This window comes from Mesorhizobium sp. M1D.F.Ca.ET.043.01.1.1 (assembly GCF_003952385.1).
In the GTDB taxonomy this organism is placed as follows: Bacteria; Pseudomonadota; Alphaproteobacteria; order Rhizobiales; family Rhizobiaceae; genus Mesorhizobium.
Genome location: NZ_CP034444.1, coordinates 2,322,959 through 2,347,389, shown reverse-complemented (window position 1 = coordinate 2,347,389; position 24,431 = coordinate 2,322,959). Strand labels below are relative to the sequence as shown.

The 24,431-nt window shown below is 64.2% G+C and carries 20 protein-coding genes; 9 read left to right on the top strand and 11 right to left on the bottom strand.

Annotation, left to right across the window (positions count from 1 at the left end):
- The first annotated feature begins 4 nt into the window (after window positions 1-4).
- Window positions 5-1,666, top strand: a complete 1,662-nt coding sequence (locus EJ067_RS11525) for a VWA domain-containing protein (RefSeq protein ID WP_126085806.1) — start codon at window positions 5-7, stop codon at window positions 1,664-1,666.
- A 65-nt stretch (window positions 1,667-1,731) separates the two neighbouring features.
- Here the strand turns inward: EJ067_RS11525 and edd are convergent, their stop codons facing one another.
- The 3 genes from edd to zwf all read right to left on the bottom strand — a co-directional run bounded on the left by edd (window position 1,732) and on the right by zwf (window position 5,787).
- The gene (gene edd, locus EJ067_RS11520) at window positions 1,732-3,555 is read right to left on the bottom strand and encodes a phosphogluconate dehydratase (protein ID WP_126085805.1); all 1,824 of its coding nucleotides are present in this window, start codon (window positions 3,553-3,555) and stop codon (window positions 1,732-1,734) included.
- Window positions 3,556-3,619: 64 nt separating this feature from the next.
- Window positions 3,620-4,336 (bottom strand): 6-phosphogluconolactonase, encoded by a 717-nt coding sequence (gene pgl, locus EJ067_RS11515; protein WP_126085804.1) that lies wholly within the window; start codon window positions 4,334-4,336, stop codon window positions 3,620-3,622.
- Window positions 4,318-5,787, bottom strand: a complete 1,470-nt coding sequence (gene zwf / locus EJ067_RS11510; protein WP_126085803.1) for a glucose-6-phosphate dehydrogenase — start codon at window positions 5,785-5,787, stop codon at window positions 4,318-4,320. Before zwf ends, pgl begins: the two co-directional genes overlap by 19 nt.
- Before the next feature lie 282 nt (window positions 5,788-6,069).
- Between zwf and EJ067_RS11505 the strand changes: the two genes are divergently transcribed.
- Window positions 6,070-6,816 (top strand): SDR family oxidoreductase, encoded by a 747-nt coding sequence (locus EJ067_RS11505; RefSeq protein WP_126089581.1) that lies wholly within the window; start codon window positions 6,070-6,072, stop codon window positions 6,814-6,816.
- A 41-nt stretch (window positions 6,817-6,857) separates the two neighbouring features.
- On the opposite strand, the gene EJ067_RS11500 is transcribed toward EJ067_RS11505, so the two are convergent.
- The 3 genes from EJ067_RS11500 to EJ067_RS11490 all read right to left on the bottom strand — a co-directional run bounded on the left by EJ067_RS11500 (window position 6,858) and on the right by EJ067_RS11490 (window position 10,857).
- Window positions 6,858-7,763: an SH3 domain-containing protein gene (locus EJ067_RS11500; RefSeq protein ID WP_189510542.1), complete on the bottom strand. Its 906-nt coding sequence runs from the start codon at window positions 7,761-7,763 to the stop codon at window positions 6,858-6,860.
- Between the two features lie 258 nt (window positions 7,764-8,021).
- Complete coding sequence (locus EJ067_RS11495) at window positions 8,022-9,308, bottom strand: FAD-binding oxidoreductase (RefSeq protein WP_126085802.1); 1,287 nt, start codon at window positions 9,306-9,308, stop codon at window positions 8,022-8,024.
- A gap of 115 nt (window positions 9,309-9,423) precedes the next feature.
- Complete coding sequence (locus EJ067_RS11490; RefSeq protein WP_126089579.1) at window positions 9,424-10,857, bottom strand: glutamine synthetase family protein; 1,434 nt, start codon at window positions 10,855-10,857, stop codon at window positions 9,424-9,426.
- 190 nt (window positions 10,858-11,047) lie between these two features.
- Between EJ067_RS11490 and EJ067_RS11485 the strand changes: the two genes are divergently transcribed.
- Window positions 11,048-11,761, top strand: a complete 714-nt coding sequence (locus tag EJ067_RS11485; RefSeq protein ID WP_126085801.1) for an HAD family hydrolase — start codon at window positions 11,048-11,050, stop codon at window positions 11,759-11,761.
- A gap of 11 nt (window positions 11,762-11,772) precedes the next feature.
- On the opposite strand, the gene EJ067_RS11480 is transcribed toward EJ067_RS11485, so the two are convergent.
- From EJ067_RS11480 to aceA, 3 genes are all read right to left on the bottom strand, one after another.
- Window positions 11,773-12,225 (bottom strand): response regulator, encoded by a 453-nt coding sequence (locus EJ067_RS11480; protein WP_245468243.1) that lies wholly within the window; start codon window positions 12,223-12,225, stop codon window positions 11,773-11,775.
- 224 nt (window positions 12,226-12,449) lie between these two features.
- Window positions 12,450-12,692: a hypothetical protein gene (locus EJ067_RS11475; protein ID WP_126085800.1), complete on the bottom strand. Its 243-nt coding sequence runs from the start codon at window positions 12,690-12,692 to the stop codon at window positions 12,450-12,452.
- 52 nt (window positions 12,693-12,744) lie between these two features.
- A complete protein-coding gene (gene aceA / locus EJ067_RS11470) occupies window positions 12,745-14,034 on the bottom strand; it encodes an isocitrate lyase (RefSeq protein WP_126085799.1) in 1,290 nt (429 codons plus the stop codon).
- Between the two features lie 248 nt (window positions 14,035-14,282).
- Between aceA and EJ067_RS11465 the strand changes: the two genes are divergently transcribed.
- Window positions 14,283-15,731, top strand: a complete 1,449-nt coding sequence (locus EJ067_RS11465; protein WP_126085798.1) for an XRE family transcriptional regulator — start codon at window positions 14,283-14,285, stop codon at window positions 15,729-15,731.
- 42 nt (window positions 15,732-15,773) lie between these two features.
- Here the strand turns inward: EJ067_RS11465 and EJ067_RS11460 are convergent, their stop codons facing one another.
- On the bottom strand, window positions 15,774-16,565 hold the full coding sequence (locus tag EJ067_RS11460; protein WP_189510538.1) for a class I SAM-dependent methyltransferase: 792 nt from the start codon (window positions 16,563-16,565) through the stop codon (window positions 15,774-15,776).
- A gap of 243 nt (window positions 16,566-16,808) precedes the next feature.
- Between EJ067_RS11460 and EJ067_RS11450 the strand changes: the two genes are divergently transcribed.
- The 5 genes from EJ067_RS11450 (at window position 16,809) to EJ067_RS11430 (ending at window position 22,292) form a co-directional block, all read left to right on the top strand.
- Window positions 16,809-17,753 carry a DMT family transporter gene (locus EJ067_RS11450; protein WP_126089576.1) on the top strand — a complete coding sequence of 315 codons (945 nt, stop codon included), beginning with the start codon at window positions 16,809-16,811 and terminating at the stop codon, window positions 17,751-17,753.
- 343 nt (window positions 17,754-18,096) lie between these two features.
- Entirely contained in the window at window positions 18,097-19,194 is a 1,098-nt protein-coding gene (locus EJ067_RS11445; RefSeq protein ID WP_126085796.1) for a polyamine ABC transporter substrate-binding protein, read from the top strand.
- Window positions 19,195-19,365: 171 nt separating this feature from the next.
- Window positions 19,366-20,505 (top strand): ABC transporter ATP-binding protein, encoded by a 1,140-nt coding sequence (locus EJ067_RS11440; protein ID WP_126085795.1) that lies wholly within the window; start codon window positions 19,366-19,368, stop codon window positions 20,503-20,505.
- A 9-nt stretch (window positions 20,506-20,514) separates the two neighbouring features.
- Entirely contained in the window at window positions 20,515-21,477 is a 963-nt protein-coding gene (locus tag EJ067_RS11435) for an ABC transporter permease subunit (RefSeq protein ID WP_126085794.1), read from the top strand.
- On the top strand, window positions 21,474-22,292 hold the full coding sequence (locus EJ067_RS11430; RefSeq protein WP_126085793.1) for an ABC transporter permease subunit: 819 nt from the start codon (window positions 21,474-21,476) through the stop codon (window positions 22,290-22,292). The genes EJ067_RS11435 and EJ067_RS11430 overlap by 4 nt, the downstream gene beginning before the upstream one ends.
- 11 nt (window positions 22,293-22,303) lie before the next feature.
- On the opposite strand, the gene EJ067_RS11425 is transcribed toward EJ067_RS11430, so the two are convergent.
- Window positions 22,304-24,196 (bottom strand): AsmA family protein, encoded by a 1,893-nt coding sequence (locus tag EJ067_RS11425; protein ID WP_126085792.1) that lies wholly within the window; start codon window positions 24,194-24,196, stop codon window positions 22,304-22,306.
- Between the last annotated feature and the right edge of the window lie 235 nt (window positions 24,197-24,431).

Sequence of the window (24,431 nt, the reverse complement as noted above, 5' to 3'; positions counted from 1 at the left end):
TTTCATGGCGGGACTGGCACGGAGCGTCGCTGCGGCGATCCTCCTTTTGTCGACGACCACGTTTGGCTTTGCCGCCAACAAGGTCATCATCATTCTCGATGCATCCGGCTCCATGTGGGCCCAGATCGACGGCAGGCCGAAGCTCGAGATCGCGCGCGAATCGCTGCGCACCGTGCTGCAATCGGTGCCGGCCGATGACGAGATCGGCTTCATGGCCTATGGCCATCGCCAGAAAGGCAGCTGCGAGGACATCGAGCTGATCGTGCCGCCGCAGGCTGGTTCGGCGAGCGCGATTTCGGCCGCCGCGGACAGCATGAAGTTCCTGGGCAAGACGCCGCTGACGGCGGCCGTCAAGCAGGCGGCGGAAGCGCTCAAATACACCGAGGACAAGGCCACCGTCGTCCTCATCACCGACGGGCTGGAGACCTGCGGCGGCGATCCGTGCGCGCTCGGCAAGGAGCTGAAGGAAACCGGCGTCGACTTCACCGCCGACGTCGTCGGCTTCGGCCTGACCGCCGATGAAGGCAAGCAGATCGCCTGCCTTGCCGAAAACACCGGCGGCAAATACATCCAGGCCTCCGACGAGAAGGCGCTGCAGCAAGCGCTGGTCGAGACCGTCGCTGCGCCGGCGCCCGCGCCTGAACCCGCTCCGGCCCCCGCGCCGGCGCCTGCGCCCGAACCCGCCAAGCCTGAATTCAATTTCACGCCGAGCGTAGTCATGGCCGAAGGCGGCGACCCGATCACCGACAGCAATGCCTGGGAGATCTACAAGGCCGCTGCCGACGGCACGCGCGGCGATCAGGTCATGACCGAATACGGCGAGCTGAAGACCAATCTGGAGCCAGGCGACTATATCGTCGTCGGTCGCGCCGACGAGGCAAGGAGCGAGCAGAAGATCAAGATCGAGGCCGGCCAGACCTACAGCCCGCTGTTCACGCTGAACGCCGGCACCTTGGTCATCCACCCGCATGCCAGCCAAGGCTCGGAGATCAGCGGCGAGGCGCGTGTCGACTTCGCCTATTCCGGCGGCAGCACCACTCACTATGGCGACGCCAAGGCGACCGTGCCGGCAGGCGAGCAGAAGGTGACGGTGCAGATCGGCGCCGGCACGGTGACCGAGACCATCCAGCTCGCCGCAGGTCAGACCGTCGAGAAAGACGTCGTCGTCGGCGTCGGCCATGCCGTGCTTAACGCCTACTACTCCGCCGGCGGCGACAAGGCCGACAATTCCGGCATCGGTTTCGAGATCGTCAAGGCCAGGAAGAAGATCGACGGCTCGCGCGAGAGCGTCGAGCACTCCTATGGTCCGGACAGCAAGTTCTGGCTTCCGCCGGATGACTATGTCGCGCTCACCACATTCGATATCGCCGTCGTCGAGCAGCCCTTCAGCATCAAGGCCGGTGACAACCAGGACATCAAGGTCACGCTCGATGCCGGCGTTCTGGCGATGTCGGCGCCCGGCGCCTATTCGATCGAGGTGTTCTCGTCGAAGAAGGACATCGAAGGCAAGCGCAAGTCGCTCGGTCTGACCTATGGCGACAGCTGGCAGCAGACGATCCCCGCCGGCGACTATGTCGTCGTGCGTCACGCCCCCGACCAGGGCCAGGACAAGGAAATGCCGGTGACTGTGAAGGCCGGCGAGCGGACCGAGATCACCGTTCAGTAGGTCAGCTTGCAGGAATGCAAAAAAGGGCGGCTGGGCCGCCCTTTTTCATGGATGGGATTTCTGGCTCACGCGTTTGCGAAGGCGGCGGCGCCGTGGTCGGCGCGGCCGACCAGTTGCCGGAAGCCGGCGAACAGCTCGCGGCCGAAGCCGAACTCGTTGCCGATGAGATCGGCATCGGCCGCGCGTCGCAGCGCGAATTCCGTTCCCGGCACCAGCACCTCCAGCGTGCCGGCGTCGGCGTCGAGGCGGATGATGTCGCCGTCGTGGATCCTGGCGATCGGTCCGTCCTCGACCGCTTCCGGCGTCACATGGATCGCCGCCGGCACCTTGCCGGAAGCGCCCGACATGCGCCCGTCCGTCACCAGCGCGACGCGCTGGCCGCGGTCCTGCAGGATGCCGAGCACGGTGGTCAGCTTGTGCAGTTCGGGCATGCCGTTGGCCTTCGGGCCCTGGAAGCGGATGACCGCGACGAAATCGCCGGTGAGCGTGCCGGCCTTGAAGGCGTCGTTCAGCCCCTGCTGGCTGTCGAACACCTTGGCCGGCGCCTCGATGACGCGCCGTTCGGGCTTGACGGCCGAGGTCTTGATGACGGCATGGCCGAGATTGCCGCCAAGCACCTTCAGGCCGCCCGTCGGCTGGAACGCGTTCGCGAACGGCGCCAGCACTTTCTCGTCGCCGCTCTCCTGCGGCGCTGCCTCGCGCACGACGCTGCCGTCGGCGCCGAGCCTGGCCTCGACCGCATAGGGCCGCAGGCCTTCGCCCCACACCGTCTGCACGTCCTCGTGCAGGATGCCTTCGTCGAGCAGCTCGCGGATCAGGAAGCCGAGCCCGCCGGCGGCGTGGAAATGGTTCACGTCGGCAAGGCCGTTCGGATAGACGCGCGCCAGCAGCGGCACCGCTTCCGAAAGGTCGGAAATGTCCTGCCAGGTAAGCGAAATGCCGGCCGCCGCGGCCATCGCGATCAGATGGATGGTGTGGTTGGTCGAGCCGCCGGTGGCGTGCAGGCCGACCACGCCGTTGACGATCGAGCGCTCGTCGATCATGCGCCCGACCGGCGTATAGGCGTTGCCGAGCGCGGTGATGGCCAGCGCCCGCTTGGCCGCTTCCCTCGTCAGCGCGTCGCGCAGCGGCGTGCCCGGATTGACGAAGGAGGCGCCCGGCGTGTGCAGGCCCATGATCTCCATCAGCATCTGGTTGGAGTTGGCCGTGCCGTAGAAGGTGCAGGTACCCGGCCCGTGGTAGGATTTGGACTCGGCCTCAAGCAATTCGGCGCGGCCCGCCTTGCCCTCGGCATAGAGTTGGCGGACCTTGGCCTTCTCGTCGTTAGGCAGGCCCGACGTCATCGGTCCGGCAGGGATGAAGACGGCCGGCAGGTGGCCGAAGGTGAGCGCCGCGATCACCAGCCCCGGCACGATCTTGTCGCAGACGCCGAGAAAGACGGCGGCATCGAACATGTTGTGCGAGAGGCCGATCGCCGCCGCCATGGCGATCACGTCGCGCGAGAACAGCGACAGTTCCATGCCTGGCTGGCCCTGGGTGACGCCGTCGCACATCGCCGGCACGCCGCCGGCGACCTGGGCGATGCCGCCGGCCTCGCGCGCCGCCTCCTTGATCAGCGCCGGATAGGTCTCGAAGGGCTGATGCGCCGACAGCATGTCGTTGTAGGAGGTGATGATGCCGAGGTTGGCCACGCGGTCGCCGCCGAGCGCGACCTTCTCCGACGGGCTGCAGACGGCAAAGCCGTGAGCCAGGTTGCCGCAGGAGAGCACCGCGCGGTTGGCGGCGCGGCCTGATGCCTCCGCGATGCGGCCGAGATAGGCCTCGCGGCCGGCTTTCGAGCGCTGGCGGATGCGTTCGGTGATGGCTTCGATGTCGCGTCTGGCTGTCATGGTCGGTCCTTTCGAGCCCCGGAAAACGTCCTCCCACAGCCTCCGGGGCATCTTCTTCGTGAAATCAGGGTGCCCAGAACACCTCTACCGGTATCGGTGCTGCCTCCAGCACTTCGCGGATCGGCTTTTTTGCGCCTGCTCCCATCGCGCCGTCGAAGGCGCTGCGCTTGTCCTCGCCCTCGATGTGGAGCGCGATGAAGCCGGCGGCAACGATCCGCGCCATCGACAGCGTCAACCGCGGCTCGCCGCCGCTCGGCGCGTGCACCGGCAGCACGATCCGCTGCGAGGACGGGTCGAGCAATTCAGCGAGGTTGCCGGCATCGGGAAAGAACGAGGCCGTGTGGCCGTCGCCGCCCATGCCGAGCACCACGACGTCCAGCGGCCAGGTCAGCGACCGCAGGGCCTCGCTGTCCGAGGCGGCTGCGTCCTCGATGCTCGCCGCCTCGTGATAGAGCGGCACGAAGCGCGCTGCCGCCGCCTGGTTCTGGAGCAGGTTGGCCGCCACAAGCCCGGCATTCGAGCGCGGCGAGCTGGGCGGCACGAAACGCTCGTCGACCAGCGTCACCGTGACCTTGTCCCAGGCGATCGGTATGGCGGACAGCGCGGCGAAGAATTTTGCCGGGGTCGTGCCGCCGGATACGGCGAGCAGTGCCGTGCCGCGCTCGGCGATCGCCTTGGTCAACCGGGAGGCGACGTGGCCGGCAAGCGCCGCCGCCAGCTGCTGGCGGTCGGCAAAGCCGTTCCAGGCGTAGGCGGCGCCGTTCAATTGCTCTCGTGCCATGTCCGTCCGTCACGTTCGATGAGCGCGATGGAGGCCGAGGGGCCCCAGGTGCCGGCCGTATAGCCCTGCGCTTCCTGCCTGGCGCTTTCCCAGGCGTTCTGGATCGGATCGATCCATTTCCATGCCGCCTCGACCTCGTCGCGGCGCATGAACAGCGTCTGGTTGCCGCGCACCACATCCATGATCAGCCGCTCATAGGCGTCCGGCGCCCGGCCCTGGAACGATTGCGCGAAGCTCATGTCGAGCGAGATCTGGCGCAGCCGCATGCCGCCAGGCCCCGGATCCTTGATCATGATATACTGCTTGACGCCCTCGTCCGGCTGCAGGCGGATGACCAGCTGGTTGGGGAAGATCGGCCCAGCGCTGTCGCCGAAGATGGAGTAGGGGATCGGCTTGAACTCGATGACGATTTCCGAAACGCGGGTCGCAAGCCGCTTGCCGGTCCTGAGATAGAAGGGAACGCCGGCCCAGCGCCAGTTGCCGATCTCGGCCTTCACGGCGACGAAGGTCTCGGTGTTGCTGTCCTTGCCGAGCTCCTCGACATAGCCTTTGACGGCTCCGCCGGCTGAGGCGCCAGCGCGATACTGGCCACGCACGGTGTGCTTGGGCGCCTCGTTGCCGTTGATGCGTTTCAGCGCCCTCAGCACCTTGAGCTTCTCGTCGCGCACGGCGTCCGCGTCCATCGACGACGGCGTTTCCATGGCGACCAGGCAAAGCAGCTGCAGGATGTGGTTCTGCACCATGTCGCGCAGCGCGCCGGCCTTGTCGTAATAGGTGACGCGGTCCTCGAGACCCACGGTCTCGGCCACCGTGATCTGCACATGGTCGATATGGGCGGAATTCCACAACGGCTCGTAGAGCGCATTGGCAAAGCGCAGCGCCATCAGGTTCTGCACCGTTTCCTTGCCGAGATAGTGATCGATGCGGAAGATCTGGCTTTCGTGGAAATCATCGCCCACCGCATCGTTGAGCGCCCGCGCCGAGGTGAGGTCCCGCCCGATCGGCTTCTCCAGCACGATGCGCGAGTTCGGCGTGATCAGCTTGTGCTCTTTGAGCTGGTGCGAAATGTCGCCGAACAGGGCCGGCGCCACCGCCAGATAGAACGCGCGGATGCGGTCGCTGTCGCCGATCGCCTTCTTGAGCTTGTCGAAGCCGGCGCCGGTTGTCGCGTCAGCCGGGACGTAGGAAAGGCGCGCCAGGAAGGTCTCGAGCTCCTTGGCGTCGACGTCGGCCGGCTTCACGTGCTCGGATATCGCCTTCTTGGCGAAGGCCTGAAACTCGGCGTCGGTCATTTTTGCGCGCGACGTGCCGATGATGCGCGTCGGCTCGGAGAATTGCTGGCCGCGCTGGCGATGATAGAGCGAGGGCAGAAGCTTGCGCTCCGACAGGTCGCCGGTGCCGCCGAAGATGATGAAGTCGAAAGGGTCGACAGGGATGATCTGGCTGGTCATGGTCAGTCCGGTTTGATGCCGCACGCCGGTAGCGGGGCTGATATATTCTAATCGATTTAAATCGTCCAGTGCCTTGGTGTCGCATGCAGGACCAATCGCTTGGGATCGATTGGGTCCATATGCTGCCCTTGACACTGGCGCTGCCTGGAGGCTTGTCGGCAAGCGATGGCTTCCGGCAGCGTTCGCGACTGCAACATAGAACCTGAATGTGACGAAAGCTAAGGGAGAATGGCGGCAGCCGCCCTCCGCGAAACGGGATCATCTAGAATGACTGGGAAAACCATGCGTCTGGAAAACAAGGTGGCCATCATCACCGGCGCGGCGTCGGGCTTCGGCGAGGGCATGGCGAAGCGCTTCGCTGAGGAGGGCGCGCGCGTCGTGGTCGCCGACCTCAACGCCAAGGGCGCCGAGCGCGTGGCGCAAGCAATCGGCGATCGTGCGATCTGGACCCAGACCGACGTCTCGCAACGCTCCGAATTCGACGAGATGGTCTACGCCGCCAAGAACGCCTTCGGCCGCATCGACATCATGGTCAACAACGCCGGTTATACCCATCGCAACGGCGACATGCTGGGCGTCGACGAGGAAACCTTCGACCTGATCACCGCCGTCAACATGAAGGCGATCTATCATGCCGCCCTTGCCGTGGTGCCGATCATGGACCGGCAGGGCGGCGGCGTCATCCTCACCACGGCCTCGACGGCCGGCATCAGGCCGCGGCCGGGCCTCACCTGGTACAATGCCTCCAAGGGCTGGGCGATCACCGCCACCAAGTCGATGGCGGTCGAGCTCGCGCCGAAGAACATCCGCGTCAATTGCCTCTGCCCGGTCGCCGGCGAGACCGGCATGCTGGAGAAATTCATGGGCGCCGACACGCCGGAGATCCGCGAAAAATTCCGCGCCTCGATCCCGCTCGGCCGGCTCTCGACGCCGCTCGATATTGCCAATGCGGCGCTCTGGCTGGCTTCGGACGAAGCCGCCTTCATCACCGGCGTGGCGCTGGAGGTCGACGGCGGGCGCTGCATCTGAATTGACGTCGCGGCGGCGGCAGGCCGCCAGCGACGTCCGCATCAAGCGCCGGTCTTGACGTAGCTCTTGTAGACCCAGCCGTGCTTGCCGTTATAGACGATCTCGCACCATTTGTTGCAGCCCATCACCTGCACCGATGACTTGGCGGGCACCGTGACGATTGCGGATGCGCCTTTCTTCGGGCCGCTCCGCATGGTGACAGCCCTCAGGATGCGCCCATTGGCGCCGGCGCTGGCCTGCTGAGGTTTCGGCTTGTCCTGGGCCGCGTCCCCCGTTGCCGTCGGCTGAGCCTCCGGAACCTGAGGCTTTGCCTCTGGAATGGCCGCGGTCTGGGCGCTGTCCATCTTGTCATCCGGCTTCTTCGTATCCGCCGGCTGGCTTGCCCCTGGCGCAGGCGCCGCCACCTTCGACAACGCGGCCGAAGCATCGTTCCCCGATGCGGATTCGGCGAAGGCGGCAGCGGTTGGCTTGTCGTCCTGCGTTGCCGGCTTCTCGCGGGCTTGAGCGGACGAGGCTGGCGGAGCCTCTGCCGCGGCAGGCGCAGGCTCACCACTCGCGGCGCTCCAGCGGGGGTTGTTGGATGCCAGCGCCGGAATGGTGGCTTCACGGGCTGCAGTCACGGGCGAAACCGCATCGGCCTTGCGCGCGGCTTGCGGCGCGGCGGCGACACTGACAGCGCTCGCCGCGGCCGGGGCGATTTTCTTCGTCTTGACCGGGATCGCGGGTACGGTCTGCTCCGCGCTCGCGATCGCCTGCCGTTCATTGGCCGGCAGGGCCAGCCAAAGCGCAACCGCCGCCACGCCGAGCAGCGCCGCGGTGCCGACGGCCGCGATCACAAGATGCGCGTTCGACTGCAGGCTCTGCCAGAACGAGGGCCGCATGTCATAGCCGAACTGCACTGCAAAGCGCCGTCGTTCCGGCGCGCCGAAACTGAAGGGCTCGTTCACTTAGACCACCTCCAACAACCGGGCCGACGTTCTTTCGATTTTGCCGCAAACAGTTCGCGGCTGGCGTCGGTCCCGAAACTACAGCGGGCAGGCCCGCGCAAATCCCCGTTTATCGCCCAGAACTAGCATCTCTTCCCGGCGATTGTGGCATGAGTGCGCCTTTTTGTGAAATTTCCTGCATTTGTTAAGGATTCTGCAACATGCCGTGGACGGAGCGCCCCGCATCGAATCAAGCAACTTCCGCTGGAATGCTCGACGTCAAATCCTGTCGCGCAACGCGAACCAGTTGAGCGCCAGAAACAGCAGCGGCGCGCGAAAACGACGGCCGCCCGGGAAAGCGGGAACCTTCAGATCCTCGATCAGCTTCAGCCGGTCGCGGTTGCCGGCGACCGCCTCGGCATAGAGCCTGCCAAAGAAGTTGGACAGCATGACGCCGTGGCCGGAATAGCCGCCGATCGAGATCACCTTCGGCATCACCTCGCGCACGAAAGGCTTCCTCGGCACGGTGATGCCGACATAGCCGCCCCAGCCATGGGTGATCTCGACATCCTTCAGCGCCGGATAGAGCTCGGCGATCTGCCGGCGGATGTGGATATGAATGTCCTTCGGATCGTTGACGGCATAGACCTCGCGGCCGCCGAACAGCAGCCGCCCGTCCTTCGACTTGCGGAAATAGCGCACGACGAAGCGTGAATCGTCCACCGACTCTGCCCCCGGCAACACCTTGGACTCGGCGCCGAGCGGCACGGTCGCGCCGATGAAGGAGCCGATCGGCATGATATGCGCCGCGCTCACCGGCTCCAGCTTGCCGCCATAGGCATTGACCGCGATGAGGCATTTCTCGGCCGAAATGGTGCCTTTCGGGGTCGTCACCTTCACCTTGCCGCCGCTTGAGGCGATGCCGGTCGAAGGCGTCCGCTCGAACAGATGCGCGCCGGCCGCGGCCGCCACTTTTGCCGTGCCGATCACCAGCTTCAGCGGGTGGATATGCCCGGTGCCGGTGTCGCGCGTGCCGCCGAAATAGCGCGCCGAGCCCAGCCGTTCCGCAGTTTCCGCCGCATCCATGAAGCTGACATGCGGGTAGCCGAAGCGGCCGGCCATGATCTCGGCATGGCGCTTGTAGTCGTCGACGTAACGCTTCTTGTGCGCCACCGACAATTGGCCCGGCATGTAGTCGATCTCGATTTCGTTGGCGGCGGCGAAGTCCAGCAGATGCGCCTTGGCTTCCTCGGCAAGATCGAACAGCGCCTTGGCGCGCGAGAAGCCGTATTCGGCCTCCAGCTCCTCCGCCCAGGCGCGCTGGCCGGTGCCGAGCTGGCCGCCATTGCGCCCCGATGCGCCGTCGCCGAAACGATGCGCTTCGATCAGCACGACGTCCGTGCCGGCCTTGGCCAGGTGCGCCGCCGCCGACAATCCGGTGAAGCCGCCGCCGATGATGACGACATCGCAGCTCCGGTCGCCGTCGAGGGGCGAGTATTCAGTGCGGTGCCCGGCCGTATCCTCGTACCAGGAACGGCCGGGGGAAATGGGAGACTGGTAGGGCATGGGAACGCCGGTGAATGGTGAATAGTGAATGGCTGTGAGAAAGCACTCTGCCCTGCAGTCACCCGTCTAATATGAAACCACTCACCATTCACCATTCACGCGACATAGTCGTCGCTTACACGTTCAACAACAGATACTCCCGCTCCCACGGGCTGATCACTTCCATGAAGGTCTCGAACTCGGCGCGCTTGATGGCCGCATAGGTTGCGGCGAAGGATTTGCCGAGGATGGCGCCGAGCTCCCTGTCCGCCTCGAACAGATCGACGGCCTCGAGCAGGCTGCGCGGCAGGTCGATCTCGTCCTCATTGGCGGTGGTCAGCACCGGCGCCGAGGCCTTTTCCTTCTTCGTGATGCCGATCAGGCCGCAGGCGAGCGAGGCGGCGAGCGCCAGGTAGGGATTGGCGTCCGAGGACGGGATGCGGTTTTCGACGCGCCGCGCAGCGGGGTCGGATCGCGGCACGCGGAACGCCGTCGTGCGGTTGTCGTAGCCCCATTTGGTGTTGACAGGCGCCGAGGCCGCCTGCGTCAGCCGGCGGTAGGAATTGACGTAGGGCGCGAACATCACCAGCGCGTTCGGCACGTGCTTCTGCATGCCGCCGATGAAGTGGAAGAAGGCGTCCGTCTCGGAGCCGTCCTCGGCCGAGAAGATGTTCCGGCCGGTCTTCTTGTCGATTACGGACTGGTGGATATGCATGGCCGAGCCCGGTTGCCCCTGGATCGGCTTGGCCATGAAAGTGGCGTAGATCTCGTGCTTCAGCGCCGCCTCGCGGATCGTGCGCTTGAACATGAAGACCTGGTCGGCGAGCTCGATCGGATTGCCGTGACGCAGGTTGATCTCGAGCTGGCCGGCGCCTTCCTCGTGGATCAGCGTGTCGATCTCCAGGCCTTGCCGCTCCGAGAAATGGTAGATGTCGTCGATCAGCTCGTCGAACTCGTTGACGCCGGCGATCGAATAGCCGGCGCCGCCGCCGATCGGCCGCCCGGAACGTCCGACGGGCGGGGTCAGCGGATAGTCCGGGTCGGGGTTCTTGCGCACCAGGTAGAATTCGATCTCGGGCGCCACCACGGGCCTGAAGCCGCGATCGTCATAGGCGGCCAGCACGCGCTTCAGCACATTGCGCGGCGTGAATTCGACGGAGCGGCCGTCCTGGTGGACGAGGTCGCAGATCACGGCCGCCGTCGGGTCTTCCTCCCAGGGCACGACGGTCAGCGTCGAGAGATCGGGCAAAAGCTTCAGGTCGCCGTCGTCCTCCGGATAGTGGAAGCCGTTGCCGTCTTCCGGATAGCCGCCGGAGATCGTCGTCATGAACACCGCCGAAGGCAGCGCCAGCGATGTGTTGGAGGTGAATTTCTTCGACGGCATCATCTTGCCGCGGGCGACGCCGGCCTGGTCCGGCGTGATGCATTCGATGTCCTCGATGCCGCGCCACTCCAGCCAGGCGCTGGCTTCCTTCCAGTTCTTCACGCCGCGTTCATTCTTCAAGAAGGCAGGCGTGCGGGCGCGTCCCCCCCGGCTCGACGGACGGACTTCCTTTTTTTCAGGCGGCATCATTCACCAGATTGTGTTGCGGATTTCGAAGTATAGCCGGGCGCCGTGGGAGAAGGGAAGGGGAGGCGCCCGAGCAGCCATGGGAGACGCGAATTCGGCGTGCTGTCCCGTTGCCGCATGCGTCTTCCTGCTGGCGGCGCGGGGCGACGAGGTTTAGATGAGCCCAATCCGCGAAAGAATGAGTGTCCCTATGTCCGCTCCACGTTTGACCACGATCGGTTTCGATGCCGACGACACGCTGTGGCAGAACGAGCAGTTCTTCCGCATGACCGAGCAGCGTTTCGTCTCGATGCTTGCCGAGCACAGCGAGGCAAGCCAGGTTTCCGCGAACCTGCTCGAGGCCGCAAAGCGCAATCTCGGCCTCTATGGCTTCGGCATAAAGAGCTTCACGCTATCGATGATAGAGACGGCGATCGAGGTTACCCAGGGCCGCGTGCCGGCCTCGACCATCGCTGAAATCCTCGCGGTCGGACGCGACATGCTCAGCCACCCGATCCAGCCGCTGCCGCATGCGCGTGAGACGGTCGAAAGGCTGGCCGGTTCCTATCGCCTGGTGCTGATCACCAAGGGTGACCTTCTCGACCAGGAGCGCAAGCTGGCGCAGTCGGGATTGGGCGAGCTCTTCGATGCCGTCGAGATCGTCAGCGACAAGAACACCGCCACCTATGCCCGCATCTTCAGCCGCCATGGCGATGGTCCTGAGCGGAGCATGATGGTCGGCAACTCGCTCAAGTCGGACGTGGTGCCGGTCATCGAGGCCGGCGGCTGGGGCATCCATGTGCCGCACGAATTGACCTGGGCCGTGGAGCACGCCGAGGCGCCAGTCGCGGCACCGCGTTTCCGGGAGATATCAGATCTCGGCGAGTTGCCGGCGCTGGTCGAGGCCATCGCCAAAGCCGGGTGAATCCGTTCGCTCTAGCGGCGGCCGACCAGGCGATCGATCACCGGTTGCAGCCTTTCGGGCGTGATCGGCTTGGCCACCACGGCGTCCACCACGCTCGACAGGCCGAGGCTGTCCGGAGTGCCATTCCTGGTTGAGAGCAGGATCACCGAGGGCTGCGCCTTGCCGGCAGCGCGCCGCAGCGCGTCGATGCTGGACAACAGCCCGTCGCAATCCTTGTCGTCGGGTCCGCCGTCCAGGATGACCGCGCCGGGGGCCTGGCCGGCCAAAGCCTTCCCGGCCGTCTCAGGCGACTCGGAAATCGGCTTCAGCCCGGATTTCTCGACGATTTTCGACACCACGACCCGGTTGATCGACGATCTGCCGACCACAAGCACCTTGGAGAAATCCGCCGACAGCCGGGCTGCCGCGCCGCGGTCCGCAGGTTTGAATGGTTTTCGAGAGTCGTCACGATCGGCGGGGGACATGTCGGGCGGGCGCTCTGGTTCAATGCAGGGTTGAAACCTGAACGCAATTGGCGCGAGATCGCCAGCGGTGTCAAGCAGAAATAGTGGAAAATGAGAATATAGCAAGAATTCCTAAAATTCGGCGCAAGTTCTCCCTGTTTTCGCAAGCGGAATTCGAAAAACTCGAAAGTCTCCCGAGCGTATAGCGCACGGGAGACACTCGCCGAAGACTTGTTGACGTAACGTCAACTGTGGTTCTGCTGGGTGACGATCACTGGGATCAAAAGATCACCCCAGTTGCCGTCTCCGCCGTGGTGCCTGGCCGAACGCACCAGTTCCACGGAGACGCCCGCCTCGACTGCCTTCATCACAGACTGGTTCAGCCTGTGCAGATCGTTGGCAAGCATGCGGATCGTCGCCTGCTGGTCGACGCTCATCGCGCTCGACTGTTCTTCGGCCCGTTCCTTGACGCGGCTTATCGATGCCATTGGTCTTCTCCCTGACGTAAATGCCCTTCGGGCGTTTCCTCTGATGTTGTCGTCACTCGGCCGCCGGCCTGAACTGCGCGTGCTCGGTCGACTCATGCATGGCGGTGGTCGAAGACTGACCGCCGGTGATCGCCATCGACACGGCATCGAAATAGCCGGTGCCGACCTCGCGCTGGTGCTTGGTCGCGGTATAGCCATGCGCCTCCGCCGCGAACTCGGCCTCCTGCAGTTCCGAATAGGCCGCCATCTGGCGGTCCTTGTAGCCACGGGCCAGCTCGAACATGCCGAAGTTCAGCTGGTGGAAGCCGGCCAGCGTGATGAACTGGAACTTGTAGCCCATGGCGCCGAGTTCCTTCTGGAACTTCGCGATGGTCGCGTCGTCCAGGTTCTTCTTCCAGTTGAACGACGGCGAGCAATTGTAGGCGAGCAGCTTGCCGGGATGATGCCTGCGCACGCCTTCGGCGAACTTCTTCGCCTGCTCAAGATCCGGCTTCGAGGTCTCGCACCAGATCAGGTCCGCATGCGGCGCGTAGGCGACGGCGCGCGCGATGCAGGGCTCGATGCCGTTTCTGACATGGTAGAAGCCCTCGACTGTGCGACCTGCGTCATAATCGACGAAAGGCCGGTCGCGCTCGTCGATGTCGGAGGTCAGCAGCTTTGCCGCCTCCGCGTCGGTCCGCGCCACCACCAGCGTCGGCGTGCCCATCACGTCCGCCGCGAGGCGGGCCGCGTTGAGATTGCGGATATGCGCCGCGGTCGGGATCAGAACCTTGCCGCCGAGATGGCCGCACTTCTTCTCCGACGCCAGCTGGTCCTCGTAGTGGACGCCTGCCGCGCCGGCCTCGATGAAGGCCTTCATGATCTCGAACGCGTTGAGCGGTCCGCCGAAGCCGGCTTCGGCGTCGGCGACGATCGGCGCGAACCAGGTCTCGACCGAAAGTCCCTTGCCTTCGGACGTCTCGATCTGGTCGGCGCGCTGCAGCGTGCGGTTGATGCGCTTGACGAGTTCAGGCGCCGCATTGGCCGGATAGAGCGACTGGTCCGGATACATAGCCGACGCGGTGTTGGCGTCGGCCGCGACCTGCCAGCCCGACAGATAGATCGCCTTCAGGCCCGCCCTGACCTGCTGCATGGCCTGGTTGCCGGACATGGCGCCGAGCGCGTTGACGAAATCTTCTTCCTGGATGAGCTTCCACAGCCTGTTCGCGCCCATCTCGGCAAGCGTTTGGCGGATCTGAACCGAGCCGCGCAGCCGCTTCACGTCCTCGGGCGAGTAGGGCCGTTCGATGCCGTCGAAACGGCCTTCCGGCGCGGACGGGACGAGGTTGTAAAAATCAGTCATCGGTTGCTCCAGATCGATTCTGCTTGTTCGAACGGCGCGTTCGTAGAGACTATTTTCGGCGCCGCTGATGTGTGACATCGTTTACATTGCGGCGCAAAAATCGCCAGAGAAACCAGAGTTTTCCGGGAAAAATAAGGGAAAACCTGTATTGCGTTTGACAGGCTGGCGCTGTAAATTTGTCACGATTGTAAAGGACTGCTCGCCGCACATCGCGCCATTTCCTGTAAAATCTTGTCAAGGATTGTCGATTGGCCGACCAGAAAATCTTCGCCGGGCCGCGCATCCGCCGGCTTCGCAACGCCAAGGACCTGACCCAGACGGCGATGGCCGAAGGGCTGGGCATCTCCCCGTCCTATCTCAACCTCATCGAGCGCAACCAGCGGCCGCTGACGGTGCAGCTCATCCTCAAGCTGGCGTCCGTCTACAAGATCGACCCGCACGAATTGCAGGGCGAGACCAAAGGCTCGATCGCGGCGCTGAAGGAAGTGTTCGGCGATCCGCTGCTCTCGGCCGAACTGCCGGGCGACCAGGAGCTGATCGATCTCGCCGAGATCGCGCCGAACGCTTCCGCCGCGATGGTGAAGCTGTTTCGCGCCTATCGCGAGCAGGCCGAGCGGCTATCGGATCTCAATGAGCTTCTGGCGCAGGAGGGCAGGGCAACCGCATTGTCCGGCACGCGCCTGCCTGTCGATGAAGTGCACGAGACCGTCGAGCGTCGGCCGAACCACTTCGCGGCTCTGGAGGAGGAAGCCGAAGCCTTCATTTCGCTGCTCGATCCCGGAGACGACCTGTTCGGCGCGCTGAAGGCCTGGCTGAGGCGAGAGCACGGCATAGTGGTCAAGGTGCTGCCGGTTGCCACCATGCCGAACTGGCGCAGGCGCTATGACCGTCATTCGCAACGCCTGTTCCTGTCCGAGCGGCTCTCCCCCTTCGATCAGTTGCGCGAGGTCGCCATGGAGGCCAGCCTGATGCGCATGACCGTCGCCGTGGCCGCTGAGATACAGGCGTTGAAGCTCGCAACCGACGAGGCGCGTCGGCTCGCCCGCTTCGAGCTCGGCCGCTATGCCGCGCACGCGCTGATGATGCCCTATCAGGCCTTTCATGCGGCGGCGATCCGCACCCGCTACGACATCGACGTCCTGCGTTCCCGTTTCGGCGTGTCCTTCGAGCAGGCGGCGAACCGCCTGACCATGCTGCAGCGGCCCGGCGCGGCGGGCGTGCCGTTCTTCATGCTGGAGGTCGACAACGCTGGCAACCGCTTCCGCAAGGCGGGCAGCCTGGGCTATCCGCAAAGTCGTTTCGGCGGCGCCTGCCCGAAGCTTCCCGTCCATGCGGCCTTTTCCCAGCCGGGCCGGATCCTGGTCGAGGCGGTGGAGATGCCGGACGGTGCCGAGTTCCTCTGCATCGCCCGCACGCTCGAAGGGCCGCAAGGCGCCTTCTCCGAGCGGCCGCGGCGCACGGCGCTTCTGCTCGGCTGCGACATCGGCTTTCGCGACGAGATCGTCTACGGCGCGGCGCTGCCCGGACCGTCCGCCGACAAGGCCGCGCAAGGCATGGCATCCGCAACCCCGGTCGGCCCGGCCTGCAGGCTCTGCGAGCGCGTCGGCTGCCTGGCGCGCGCCGAGCCGCCGGTGACGCGACCGCTCGGTCTCGACGAGATGGTGACGGGCCTCAGCGCCTTCGACTTCCAGGGATAGGCAAAGAGTTTTGCCATGGAACCGCGCTGCGGCTCTATTGTCCTATCGTCTGCCACTGCCTATCAAAACGTCCATCTCAACCGTCAGCGGCTCTCCAGCATTTGGCGAAGCTAGACCGCGCCAGACTTCGTCGCGCACTACGAGTTTCATATCTGGAGGAAGCTGGACATACTCCTGACCGCTCAAGCCTGCGCCCTTGGCGACGCCGCTGAAATAGTCGTCGAAGGAGGAAAATTTGATGGGTCGAGTTTCGAGCTGGACATCAATATTTTGAAACCCGGCGCCGCCGAGCAAGGAATGCAAGCGTGTCGCGTCAGGGATGGAAAAGAAGCGATTTAGCTTTTCAGCTTTTTCGGGGATGTAACGAGCTATCACCGCACCTACTCTGGCGAACAATGAGCGCTCCGGCGTCGTCGTCACACTGACCGCAGTCCAGCATTTGGGACGCAGAACCCGGCGAAATTCCGAAAGCGCCGCAAGCGGGTCCGAGAAGAACATGAGCCCGAGCTGACAGATCACTGCATCGAACTGACAATCCTCATAGGGAAGCGCATGAGCGTCAAAGCTTACGAGGCTGATTGGCTGGTTCTTCAAATTGCGTTTGGCAGATTCGAGCATGGACGGCGAGATATCGCCGCCAGTCACAGAGCCCGATGCGCCTACTATCATCGCCGCAGCCTGGGCGGCTGCTCCGGTACCCGTCGCGACGTCGAGCACACGGTGGCTAGGCGCAATGCGCGCTGATCTTAGCAGGGATGGAATGAATGAATTCGTTGCGCGAGCGAACAACTCGTCGTAGCCAATCGCAGCCGTCTTGTAGAATGGCTCATCCATAGGTCGCCCATACGTCGCTCGCGAAGCCGTCGCCTGTAAAGCATTGGCCATCAAGCATCGCACTTTAACTCATCGGTGCCGACCCCGCACGACCATCTTATCCCGTCTCTGCTCAGGTCAGTGCGCCAAACGGTATGCAAAGCTGGATCACGCCAGGCCGCGGCTGATGCGTTAGCCGAATGCTGCACATTTCTGTCGGCCATCGCGTATCGTACCGCCCCGGAAACGCAGACAGTGGCAGCCATGACCCAGACCGTATCGCCAACCATCGCTTCGCCATCTGCACATCAGGAGCGCATCGGCATGCTGCTGGTCTTTCTGTCGGCGCTGATGTGGAGTTTTGGCGGCACCATCGCCCGCTTCATCCATATCGGCGACAACTGGACCGTGGTGTTCTGGCGCTCGCTGTGGGCGGTGGCCTTCCTCATCGCCTTCATGGCCTGGCGCGACGGCTGGCGCGGCACCTGGAAACTGTTTCGCGACATGGGCCTGCCGGGGCTCGGCGTCGCCCTCTGCTTCGCCACCGCCTCCACGAGCTTCATCGTCGCGCTCGCCTACACGACGGTCGCGAACATCCTGTTGATGCAGGCCGGCGTGCCGCTTCTGGCGGCCTTGCTTGCCTGGGTGTTGTTTCGCGAACGTGTGAGCCCCGGGACCTGGGTCGCCATTGCTACCGTCATCACCGGCGTTGCCATCATGGTCTCGGAATCGCTTGGCGGCGCCGTCTCGCCGATCGGCGACGGGCTGGCCTTGCTGATCGCGGTGATGTTCTCGACAGCGACCGTCATCACCCGGCGCTTCGCCCATGTGCGCATGGTGCCGGCCACGTGCCTCGGCGCGCTTCTGGCCGGCGCTTTTGCCGCCTCCCAGGCCACCGAATTCGCCGTCTCCGGGCGCGATATGGGCTTTCTCTTTGCCTTCGGCGTCATCAATCTCGGCGTCGGCCTTGCTTTTTTCGCCATGGGCGCCCGGCTGGTGCCGGCGGCCGTCGCGGCGCTGCTCGGCACGTTCGAGCCGATCCTCGGTCCGATCTGGGTGTGGCTCGTCCATTCCGAGGTGCCGTCGGCGCGCACCATCGTCGGCGGCGCGGTCGTGGTCACGGCGCTGCTTGTTCATATCGCATTCGAGTTCAAGCGGCAGACTCGGCCCGAGCGGCCGGGCATCACCGGGCTGCCGTCTCCCAATTGACGCTCGGGAGGCTTCCCCATTGACAACTCCGCTGCCGGGCGGGCAGGCTGCGATTACGGCAACAACAAGACAGGCGTATCTTGCCAAGTGACTCCGCCGGCCTCATCGAGGCCGGACCGCATCGTTATATCTCTGCTTACGCCGCGGCGAACGCCGCTGACGCCGCTCTGATGCCCTCCCCGAGGGGGTGCGAGAGCTGCAACCGCTACCACTCAACAATCCGGCGCGGTACCGGCGGGGCACCCTTATCGCTCCCCGGAAAGCTCAATAATCCGAAACAAAGGCCGTCTCGCGCTCATGCCGCGACGGGCCGGCACGGGAACACTCACCAAAGGAGAACATCATGATCCGCAAAGCGCTTTTGCTTTCGGCGACTTCGGCATTCTTGACTATCTTCACCGTCGGCGGCCATGCCGATGACCGCGTCGTCAATGTCTTCAACTGGTCGGACTATATCGACAGCTCGATCATCGACGATTTCACCAAGAAGACCGGCATCAAGGTCGTCTATGATACCTTCGATTCCAACGAGATCCTGGAGACGAAGCTGCTGGCCGGCGGCAGCGGCTACGACGTCGTCGTGCCCAGCGCCAACTTCCTGGCGCGCCAGATCCAGGCCGGCGTGTTTCAGAAGCTCGACAAGTCGAAGCTGCCCAACCTTTCCAACATGTGGGACGTCATCTCGGAGCGCATCGCCAAGTTCGATCCGGGCAATGAATACTCGGTCAACTACATGTGGGGCACGGTCGGTATCGGCTACAATGTCAAGAAGGTGCAGGCGGCCCTTGGCACAGACAAGATCGACAGCTGGGACGTGTTCTTCAATCCGGAGAGCCTCGCCAAGTTGAAGGATTGCGGCGTCTATGTGCTGGATTCGCCTTCCGACATGATCCCTGCGGCACTGAAGTATCTCAACCTTGACCCGAACAGCACCTCGCCCGACGACATTGCCAAGGCCGAGGAAGCGCTTCTGAAGATCCGGCCCTATATCCGCAAGTTCCATTCGTCCGAGTACATCAATGCTTTAGCAAACGGCGACATCTGCCTGGCGGTCGGCTTTTCGGGCGACGTGTTCCAGGCGCGCAGCCGCGCCGAGGAGGCCAAGCAGGGCGTCGAGATTGGCTATTCGGTGCCAAAGGAAGGCGCCCAGGTGTGGTTCGACGAGATGGCAATCCCGGCCGACGCGCCACATGTCGCCGAGGCACATGAATTCATCAACTACATGATGACGCCGGAAGTCATCGCCAAGTCGACGAACTATGTGCTCTACGCCAACGGCAACAAGGCCTCGCAGCAATTCGTCGACAAGGCGATCCTGGAAGATACGTCCGTCTTTCCCGATGAGGAGACGATGAAGAAGCTGTATACCGTGCAGCCATACGATCCCAAGACACAGCGCGTCATCACGCGCACCTGGACCAAGATCGTCACCGGCCAATAGGCATCAGGACGCGACCCCGGCAGCCAACTGCCGGGGTCGCTTTCTTTGGAGCAATTCCAGGAAAGTGCGCAGCGGTTTTCCGTCCGGAATTGCGTCAAAACTAAAGAGACAGAACGGTTCTGCGTTTCCTTGAAACGACGAACCGCACCAAGAATAGAACGGAGTGGGGACATGAAATCGCTTGGCAGCATCCGCAGGGATTTCGCGCCATGGAATGATCCGAGCGCCAAGCCGTATATCCAATTCGACAAGGTGACCAAGAGGTTCGGCGACTTCACCGCGGTCAACAATCTGTCGCTGACCATCTTCGAGCGCGAGTTCTTTGCGCTGCTTGGCGCCTCGGGCTGCGGCAAGTCGACCTTGCTCAGGATGCTCGCCGGCTTCGAGGAGCCGACCGCGGGGCGCATTCTGCTCGACGGTCAGGACCTGCGCGGCATCCCGCCCTACAAGCGGCCGGTCAATATGATGTTCCAGTCCTACGCGCTGTTCCCGCATATGACGGTGGAGAAGAACATCGCCTTCGGCCTCAAGCAGGAAGGCATGCCTGCCCCCGATATCGAAAAACGCGTCGCCGAGATGCTGCGGCTGGTCAAGCTCGAGCAGTTCGCCAAGCGCAAGCCGCATCAGCTTTCCGGCGGCCAGCGCCAGCGCGTCGCGCTTGCCCGCTCGGTCGCCAAGCGGCCGAAGGTGCTGCTGCTCGACGAGCCGCTCGGCGCGCTCGACAAGAAGCTGCGCGAGGAGACGCAGTTCGAGCTGATGGACCTGCAGCAGGAACTCGGGCTGACCTTCGTCGTCGTCACCCACGACCAGGAAGAAGCCATGACCATGGCAGACCGCATCGCCATCATGGACAAGGGCGAGGTGATGCAGGTGGCGACGCCGGCGGAAATCTACGAGGCCCCGACCTCGCGCTTCGTGGCGCATTTCGTCGGCAATGTGAACATGTTCGAGGGCAAGGTCGCCGAGCGGGCGGCGAACACCACGCGCATCACCGGCGCGACCGGTGCGCAGATCGTCGTCGAGAATGCCGCCGAAACCGCCAATGGCGCCGACATCGTCTTCGCGATCCGGCCGGAAAAGATCAGGGTCTCGTCGAAGAGGCCGGCCGACGCCGTCAATGCGCTGGAGGGCGAGGTCTACGATGTCGCCTATCTCGGCGACATGACTGTCTATCACGTCAGGCTCGACGACGGTCAGATGGTGCGGGCAAGCGCCTTGAACGCCTCGCGCGTCACCGAGGACCCGCTGACCTGGAACGACCGCGCCTGGGTCTCCTTCCGGCCCGACGCCGGCGTCGTGCTGACAAGATAGGAGCGGGCCATGACCAACATCGCCGCCGCCGCTTCTCCGTCAGCCGAAACCGCCGCCCTGCCGACCCGACTGGCGAAGGGTTTCGTCGACCGCCTCGTCATCATCGTCCCCTATCTCTGGCTGCTGTTCTTCTTCCTCGTTCCGTTCATCATCGTCTTCAAGATCTCGCTGTCGCAGACGGCGATCGCCATGCCGCCCTACACGCCCGTGCTCGATTTCAGCGACGGCGTTTCAGGATTGTTCGCCGGGTTCCGTGAGCTCAATTTCGACAATTACACCTTGCTGACCCAGGACGCGCTTTACTTCAACGCCTATGTGACGAGCGTGATCATCGCGGGCATCTCGACGGTGCTGACGCTGATCGTCGGCTATCCGATCGCCTATGGCATGGCGCGGGCGCCTGCAACGGTCCGCCCGATCTTGCTCATGCTGGTGATCCTGCCGTTCTGGACCTCGTTCCTGATCCGCGTCTATGCCTGGATCGGCATCCTCAAGCCGGAGGGGCTGCTCAACGAGCTACTTTTGTCGCTGCACATCATCAGCGACAAGCTGCAGATCCTCAACACCTACAACGCGATCTTCATCGGCATCGTCTATTCCTACCTGCCCTTCATGGTGCTGCCGCTCTATTCGTCGCTGGAGAAGATGGACTATTCGCTGATCGAGGCGGCGCAGGACCTCGGCTGCCCACCGACCGGCGCCTTCTGGAAGATCACATTCCCGCTGTCGCTGCCGGGCGTGATCGCCGGCTGCCTCCTGGTCTTCATCCCGGCGGTCGGTGAGTTCGTCATCCCGGACCTGCTTGGCGGCTCGCAGACGCTGATGATCGGCAGAACGCTGTGGAACGAGTTCTTCAATAACCGCGATTGGCCGGTCTCGTCGGCGGTGGCCGTCATCCTGCTTCTGGTGCTTATAATTCCGATCATGTTCTTCCAGCAGGCACAAGCGAAAGCCCAGGAGCAAGGCAAATGAACGCCACCTGGAGCCGCTTCAACATCAGCTCGATCGTGCTCGGCTTTGCCTTCCTCTATCTGCCGATCGTGCTGCTCATCATCTTTTCCTTCAACGAATCGAAGCTCGTCACAGTCTGGGGCGGCTTCTCGACCAAATGGTACGTATCGCTGTTCCACAACCAGGGCCTGATGGACGCCACCTGGGTGACGGCGCGTGTCGGCGTCATTTCGGCCACCGCTGCGACGGTGCTCGGCACACTGGCGGCGATTACGTTGACGCGCTACACGCGCTTCAGGGGGCGGGTGCTGTTCTCGGGCATGGTCTTTGCGCCTTTGGTCATGCCGGAAGTCATCACAGGCCTGTCGTTGCTGCTGCTGTTCGTCGCCGTCGGGCTCGACCGTGGCTTCTTCACGGTGACGCTTGCCCACACCACCTTCACCATGTGTTTCGTGGCCGTCGTCGTGCAGTCGCGTCTGGTCTCCTTCGACCGCTCGCTGGAGGAAGCGGCCATGGACCTCGGCGCGTCGCCGGTGAAGACCTTCTTCCAGATCACCTTGCCGGTCATCCTGCCGGCGATCATTTCGGGCTGGATGCTGGCCTTCACGCTCTCGCTCGACGATCTGGTCATCGCCTCCTTCACCTCCGGCCCGGGCGCCACGACGCTGCCGATGAAGATCTACAGCCAGGTGCGCCTCGGGGTGACGCCGGAGATCAACGCCGCCTGCACCATCCTGATCGCTGTCGTCGCCGTCGGCGTCATCATCGCCTCGATCGCCAACAAGCGCCGCGAGGTCCAGCGCCAGCGCGACGAGCAGGCAGCCCAGCGCGGGTAGGGGCAATTGCCTTATTGGCCGGAAACACCCCGGCTGATCGGCGAGATGAACGGCGTGCTCCAGTTGCCGCCGACAAAGAACAGCGATTGCTTTGGCGGCGGCGGCGCTTGCACGGCTGGCTGGCCGCTGGCGGCTGGTTGCTGCGCCGGCTGTTGCTGCGCAGGCTGACCGGTCGGGACGATACCGCCCGAGAGCGCCAGTCCGCGCCCGGTATAGGAGGCAATGCCGGAAAGCCAGATCTTGTACTTCTGTGCATTGACCTCGGCCTTGTCCAAGCGCGCCACGCCTTTCGAGATGCTCGCCTTGATCTCGGCGCCGTCGATCGGCAGCGAACCGTCGGCGACGTCGTCGAGGGCGAAGAACCCGCCCTGTTCGTTGCGCTTGAGGAAGGCCGGCAGGTTGAGCCCGTTCAGCGAGCCCGGCCCGAACGTCGCCGAGAAGGACCCGTCGGCGTTCTCGAAGATGGAACCCCAGGCCTTGCCCGGCCCCTTGAGGATGATCGAGACGGTTCCCGTGCCGGCCGGCACCAGCCGCGTCATCCCCGCCGCGGTTGCGAACGCGCCGGTGTCGACGTCCGACGCCAGGAGCCGCATCTCGACCTGGGTGCCGTCCGGCTTGCGGTCGAAACGCAGGCTGCTCTGGATGTTGCCGTTAAAGGCCGAGGCGTCGGAGATGTCGAAAACGGCAAGCCCGTTCTTGACCTGCGCGGTCGCGGCGACGTCGGCGAGCTGTATCGGGCCGGCGGTGGCGTGCGCCGCCGACAGCCTGAGGTCGAGGTTGATCTTGTCGGCGAAGCTGGTGTCGATCTCGCCGGGGCCTGCTTCGCCGGTGGGAGCGATCGGCGTGAAAGCGGAAAAGAACGATCGAAGATCGAGCGTGTCGAAGGCAAGCGTGCCGGCAATGACGGGCAGGGCCTCGCTGAACGAAAGGTCCAGCGCGCCCATGCCGGGATTGTTGTCCAGCGCCACCGTCGTGTTCTCTAATTTTGCCCGCCCCGCCGACGCCGTCACCTTGCTCGCGACCGAGACGGATCCGATCGCGGCGCCGGGCGCGATGCCGGCCTGCGACCATTCGAGCAGGCGTCTCAGAGAAGGAGCGGCGAATTTCGCCTGACCATCGAGATAGGCGTTCTCCGACATCGAGGCGATGCCGTCGAAAGAGAGCGTGGCCGGCGCCGCCTTGAAGGCGAGCGTGACGGGCGCCGCGCCTCCGGCAAACAGCACCAGCGGCCTCGTCGAGGAAAAATCGATCTGGACGCTCTCGCCGCGCCAGATGCCGGTCGCCGTGAGCGTGGCGTCGCTGTTCATGGCCGCCCAGTTCACCTGGCCGCTGAGGCTGCTCAGGATTTCGGTCTCCTTGCCGCCCACCGAGGTCACGACGCGGCCGTCGCGGAACTCGACCGTGCCGAACGGATCGGAAGGCAATCTGCCGAGATCGGGTTTCTGCGGGTTCGCGGTGACCACGCCGCGCGCCGTGTCGATCGAGCGCGTGATGCGGCCGCCCGTCGGCAGCGCAGGCAGGTAGAGGCCGCGCGCTGTGCGCTCGACCCTGATGGTCGGCCGCACCAGCCTTGCCGTCGAGAACTGGACGTCGCCCTGCAGGGCGGCCATGGCGGAGAGGTCGACTTCGACACGCTCGGCTTCGACCACCGGCGGGGCGTCGGTCTCGGTCCATTGCGACAGCGTCACGTCGCTGAGGATCGCCCGGAATTTCGGCCACACCTCGATGCGCGGCGAGCCGTCGATCGTCACACGGAAGCCGCTCCAGGCGCTCAACTCCCAGGCGATACGGTCGCGCACGATGCGTGTCGAGGCAATCAGCGGCAAGGCGGCGACGGCGAGCGCGATGACCAGCACCGCAACGCCGATGACCCATACCCCGCGCCGGATCAAAGATGATGGCATCTCGCCCCGTATGTTTCCGTTGCCGACAAAATCGCCCGACGGGTGTAACCAAGCGCCGACGCTTTTCAAGTCTTTATGGCCCCGCGATGGCGTTTGCGCCGCGTCCTGGCCGGCCATTCCAACAAAATCTTGCTCTGCTGCGCTGCGGTATGCATAAGCGATAAGCCTGTCCGACGCCGAAACCGCATGGCGGTTTTGGGACAATGACGTCGGGCGATGTCGGGCTTAACTGCCG

Bases quoted from the DNA above. Each gene is read 5' to 3' on its own strand.
- EJ067_RS11440 (WP_126085795.1), top strand. From the start codon at position 19,366: ATGAAATCGCTTGGCAGCATCCGCAGGGATTTCGCGCCATGGAATGAT.
- EJ067_RS11495 (WP_126085802.1), bottom strand. From the start codon at position 9,308: ATGCCCTACCAGTCTCCCATTTCCCCCGGCCGTTCCTGGTACGAGGAT.
- EJ067_RS11505 (WP_126089581.1), top strand. From the start codon at position 6,070: ATGCGTCTGGAAAACAAGGTGGCCATCATCACCGGCGCGGCGTCGGGC.
- EJ067_RS11450 (WP_126089576.1), top strand. From the start codon at position 16,809: ATGACCCAGACCGTATCGCCAACCATCGCTTCGCCATCTGCACATCAG.
- EJ067_RS11490 (WP_126089579.1), bottom strand. From the start codon at position 10,857: ATGCCGCCTGAAAAAAAGGAAGTCCGTCCGTCGAGCCGGGGGGGACGC.
- edd (WP_126085805.1), bottom strand. From the start codon at position 3,555: ATGACAGCCAGACGCGACATCGAAGCCATCACCGAACGCATCCGCCAG.
- zwf (WP_126085803.1), bottom strand. From the start codon at position 5,787: ATGACCAGCCAGATCATCCCTGTCGACCCTTTCGACTTCATCATCTTC.
- EJ067_RS11485 (WP_126085801.1), top strand. From the start codon at position 11,048: ATGTCCGCTCCACGTTTGACCACGATCGGTTTCGATGCCGACGACACG.
- aceA (WP_126085799.1), bottom strand. From the start codon at position 14,034: ATGACTGATTTTTACAACCTCGTCCCGTCCGCGCCGGAAGGCCGTTTC.
- EJ067_RS11435 (WP_126085794.1), top strand. From the start codon at position 20,515: ATGACCAACATCGCCGCCGCCGCTTCTCCGTCAGCCGAAACCGCCGCC.
- EJ067_RS11475 (WP_126085800.1), bottom strand. From the start codon at position 12,692: ATGGCATCGATAAGCCGCGTCAAGGAACGGGCCGAAGAACAGTCGAGC.
- EJ067_RS11445 (WP_126085796.1), top strand. From the start codon at position 18,097: ATGATCCGCAAAGCGCTTTTGCTTTCGGCGACTTCGGCATTCTTGACT.
- EJ067_RS11525 (WP_126085806.1), top strand. From the start codon at position 5: ATGGCGGGACTGGCACGGAGCGTCGCTGCGGCGATCCTCCTTTTGTCG.
- pgl (WP_126085804.1), bottom strand. From the start codon at position 4,336: ATGGCACGAGAGCAATTGAACGGCGCCGCCTACGCCTGGAACGGCTTT.
- EJ067_RS11430 (WP_126085793.1), top strand. From the start codon at position 21,474: ATGAACGCCACCTGGAGCCGCTTCAACATCAGCTCGATCGTGCTCGGC.
- EJ067_RS11480 (WP_245468243.1), bottom strand. From the start codon at position 12,225: ATGTCCCCCGCCGATCGTGACGACTCTCGAAAACCATTCAAACCTGCG.
- EJ067_RS11425 (WP_126085792.1), bottom strand. From the start codon at position 24,196: ATGCCATCATCTTTGATCCGGCGCGGGGTATGGGTCATCGGCGTTGCG.
- EJ067_RS11460 (WP_189510538.1), bottom strand. From the start codon at position 16,565: ATGGATGAGCCATTCTACAAGACGGCTGCGATTGGCTACGACGAGTTG.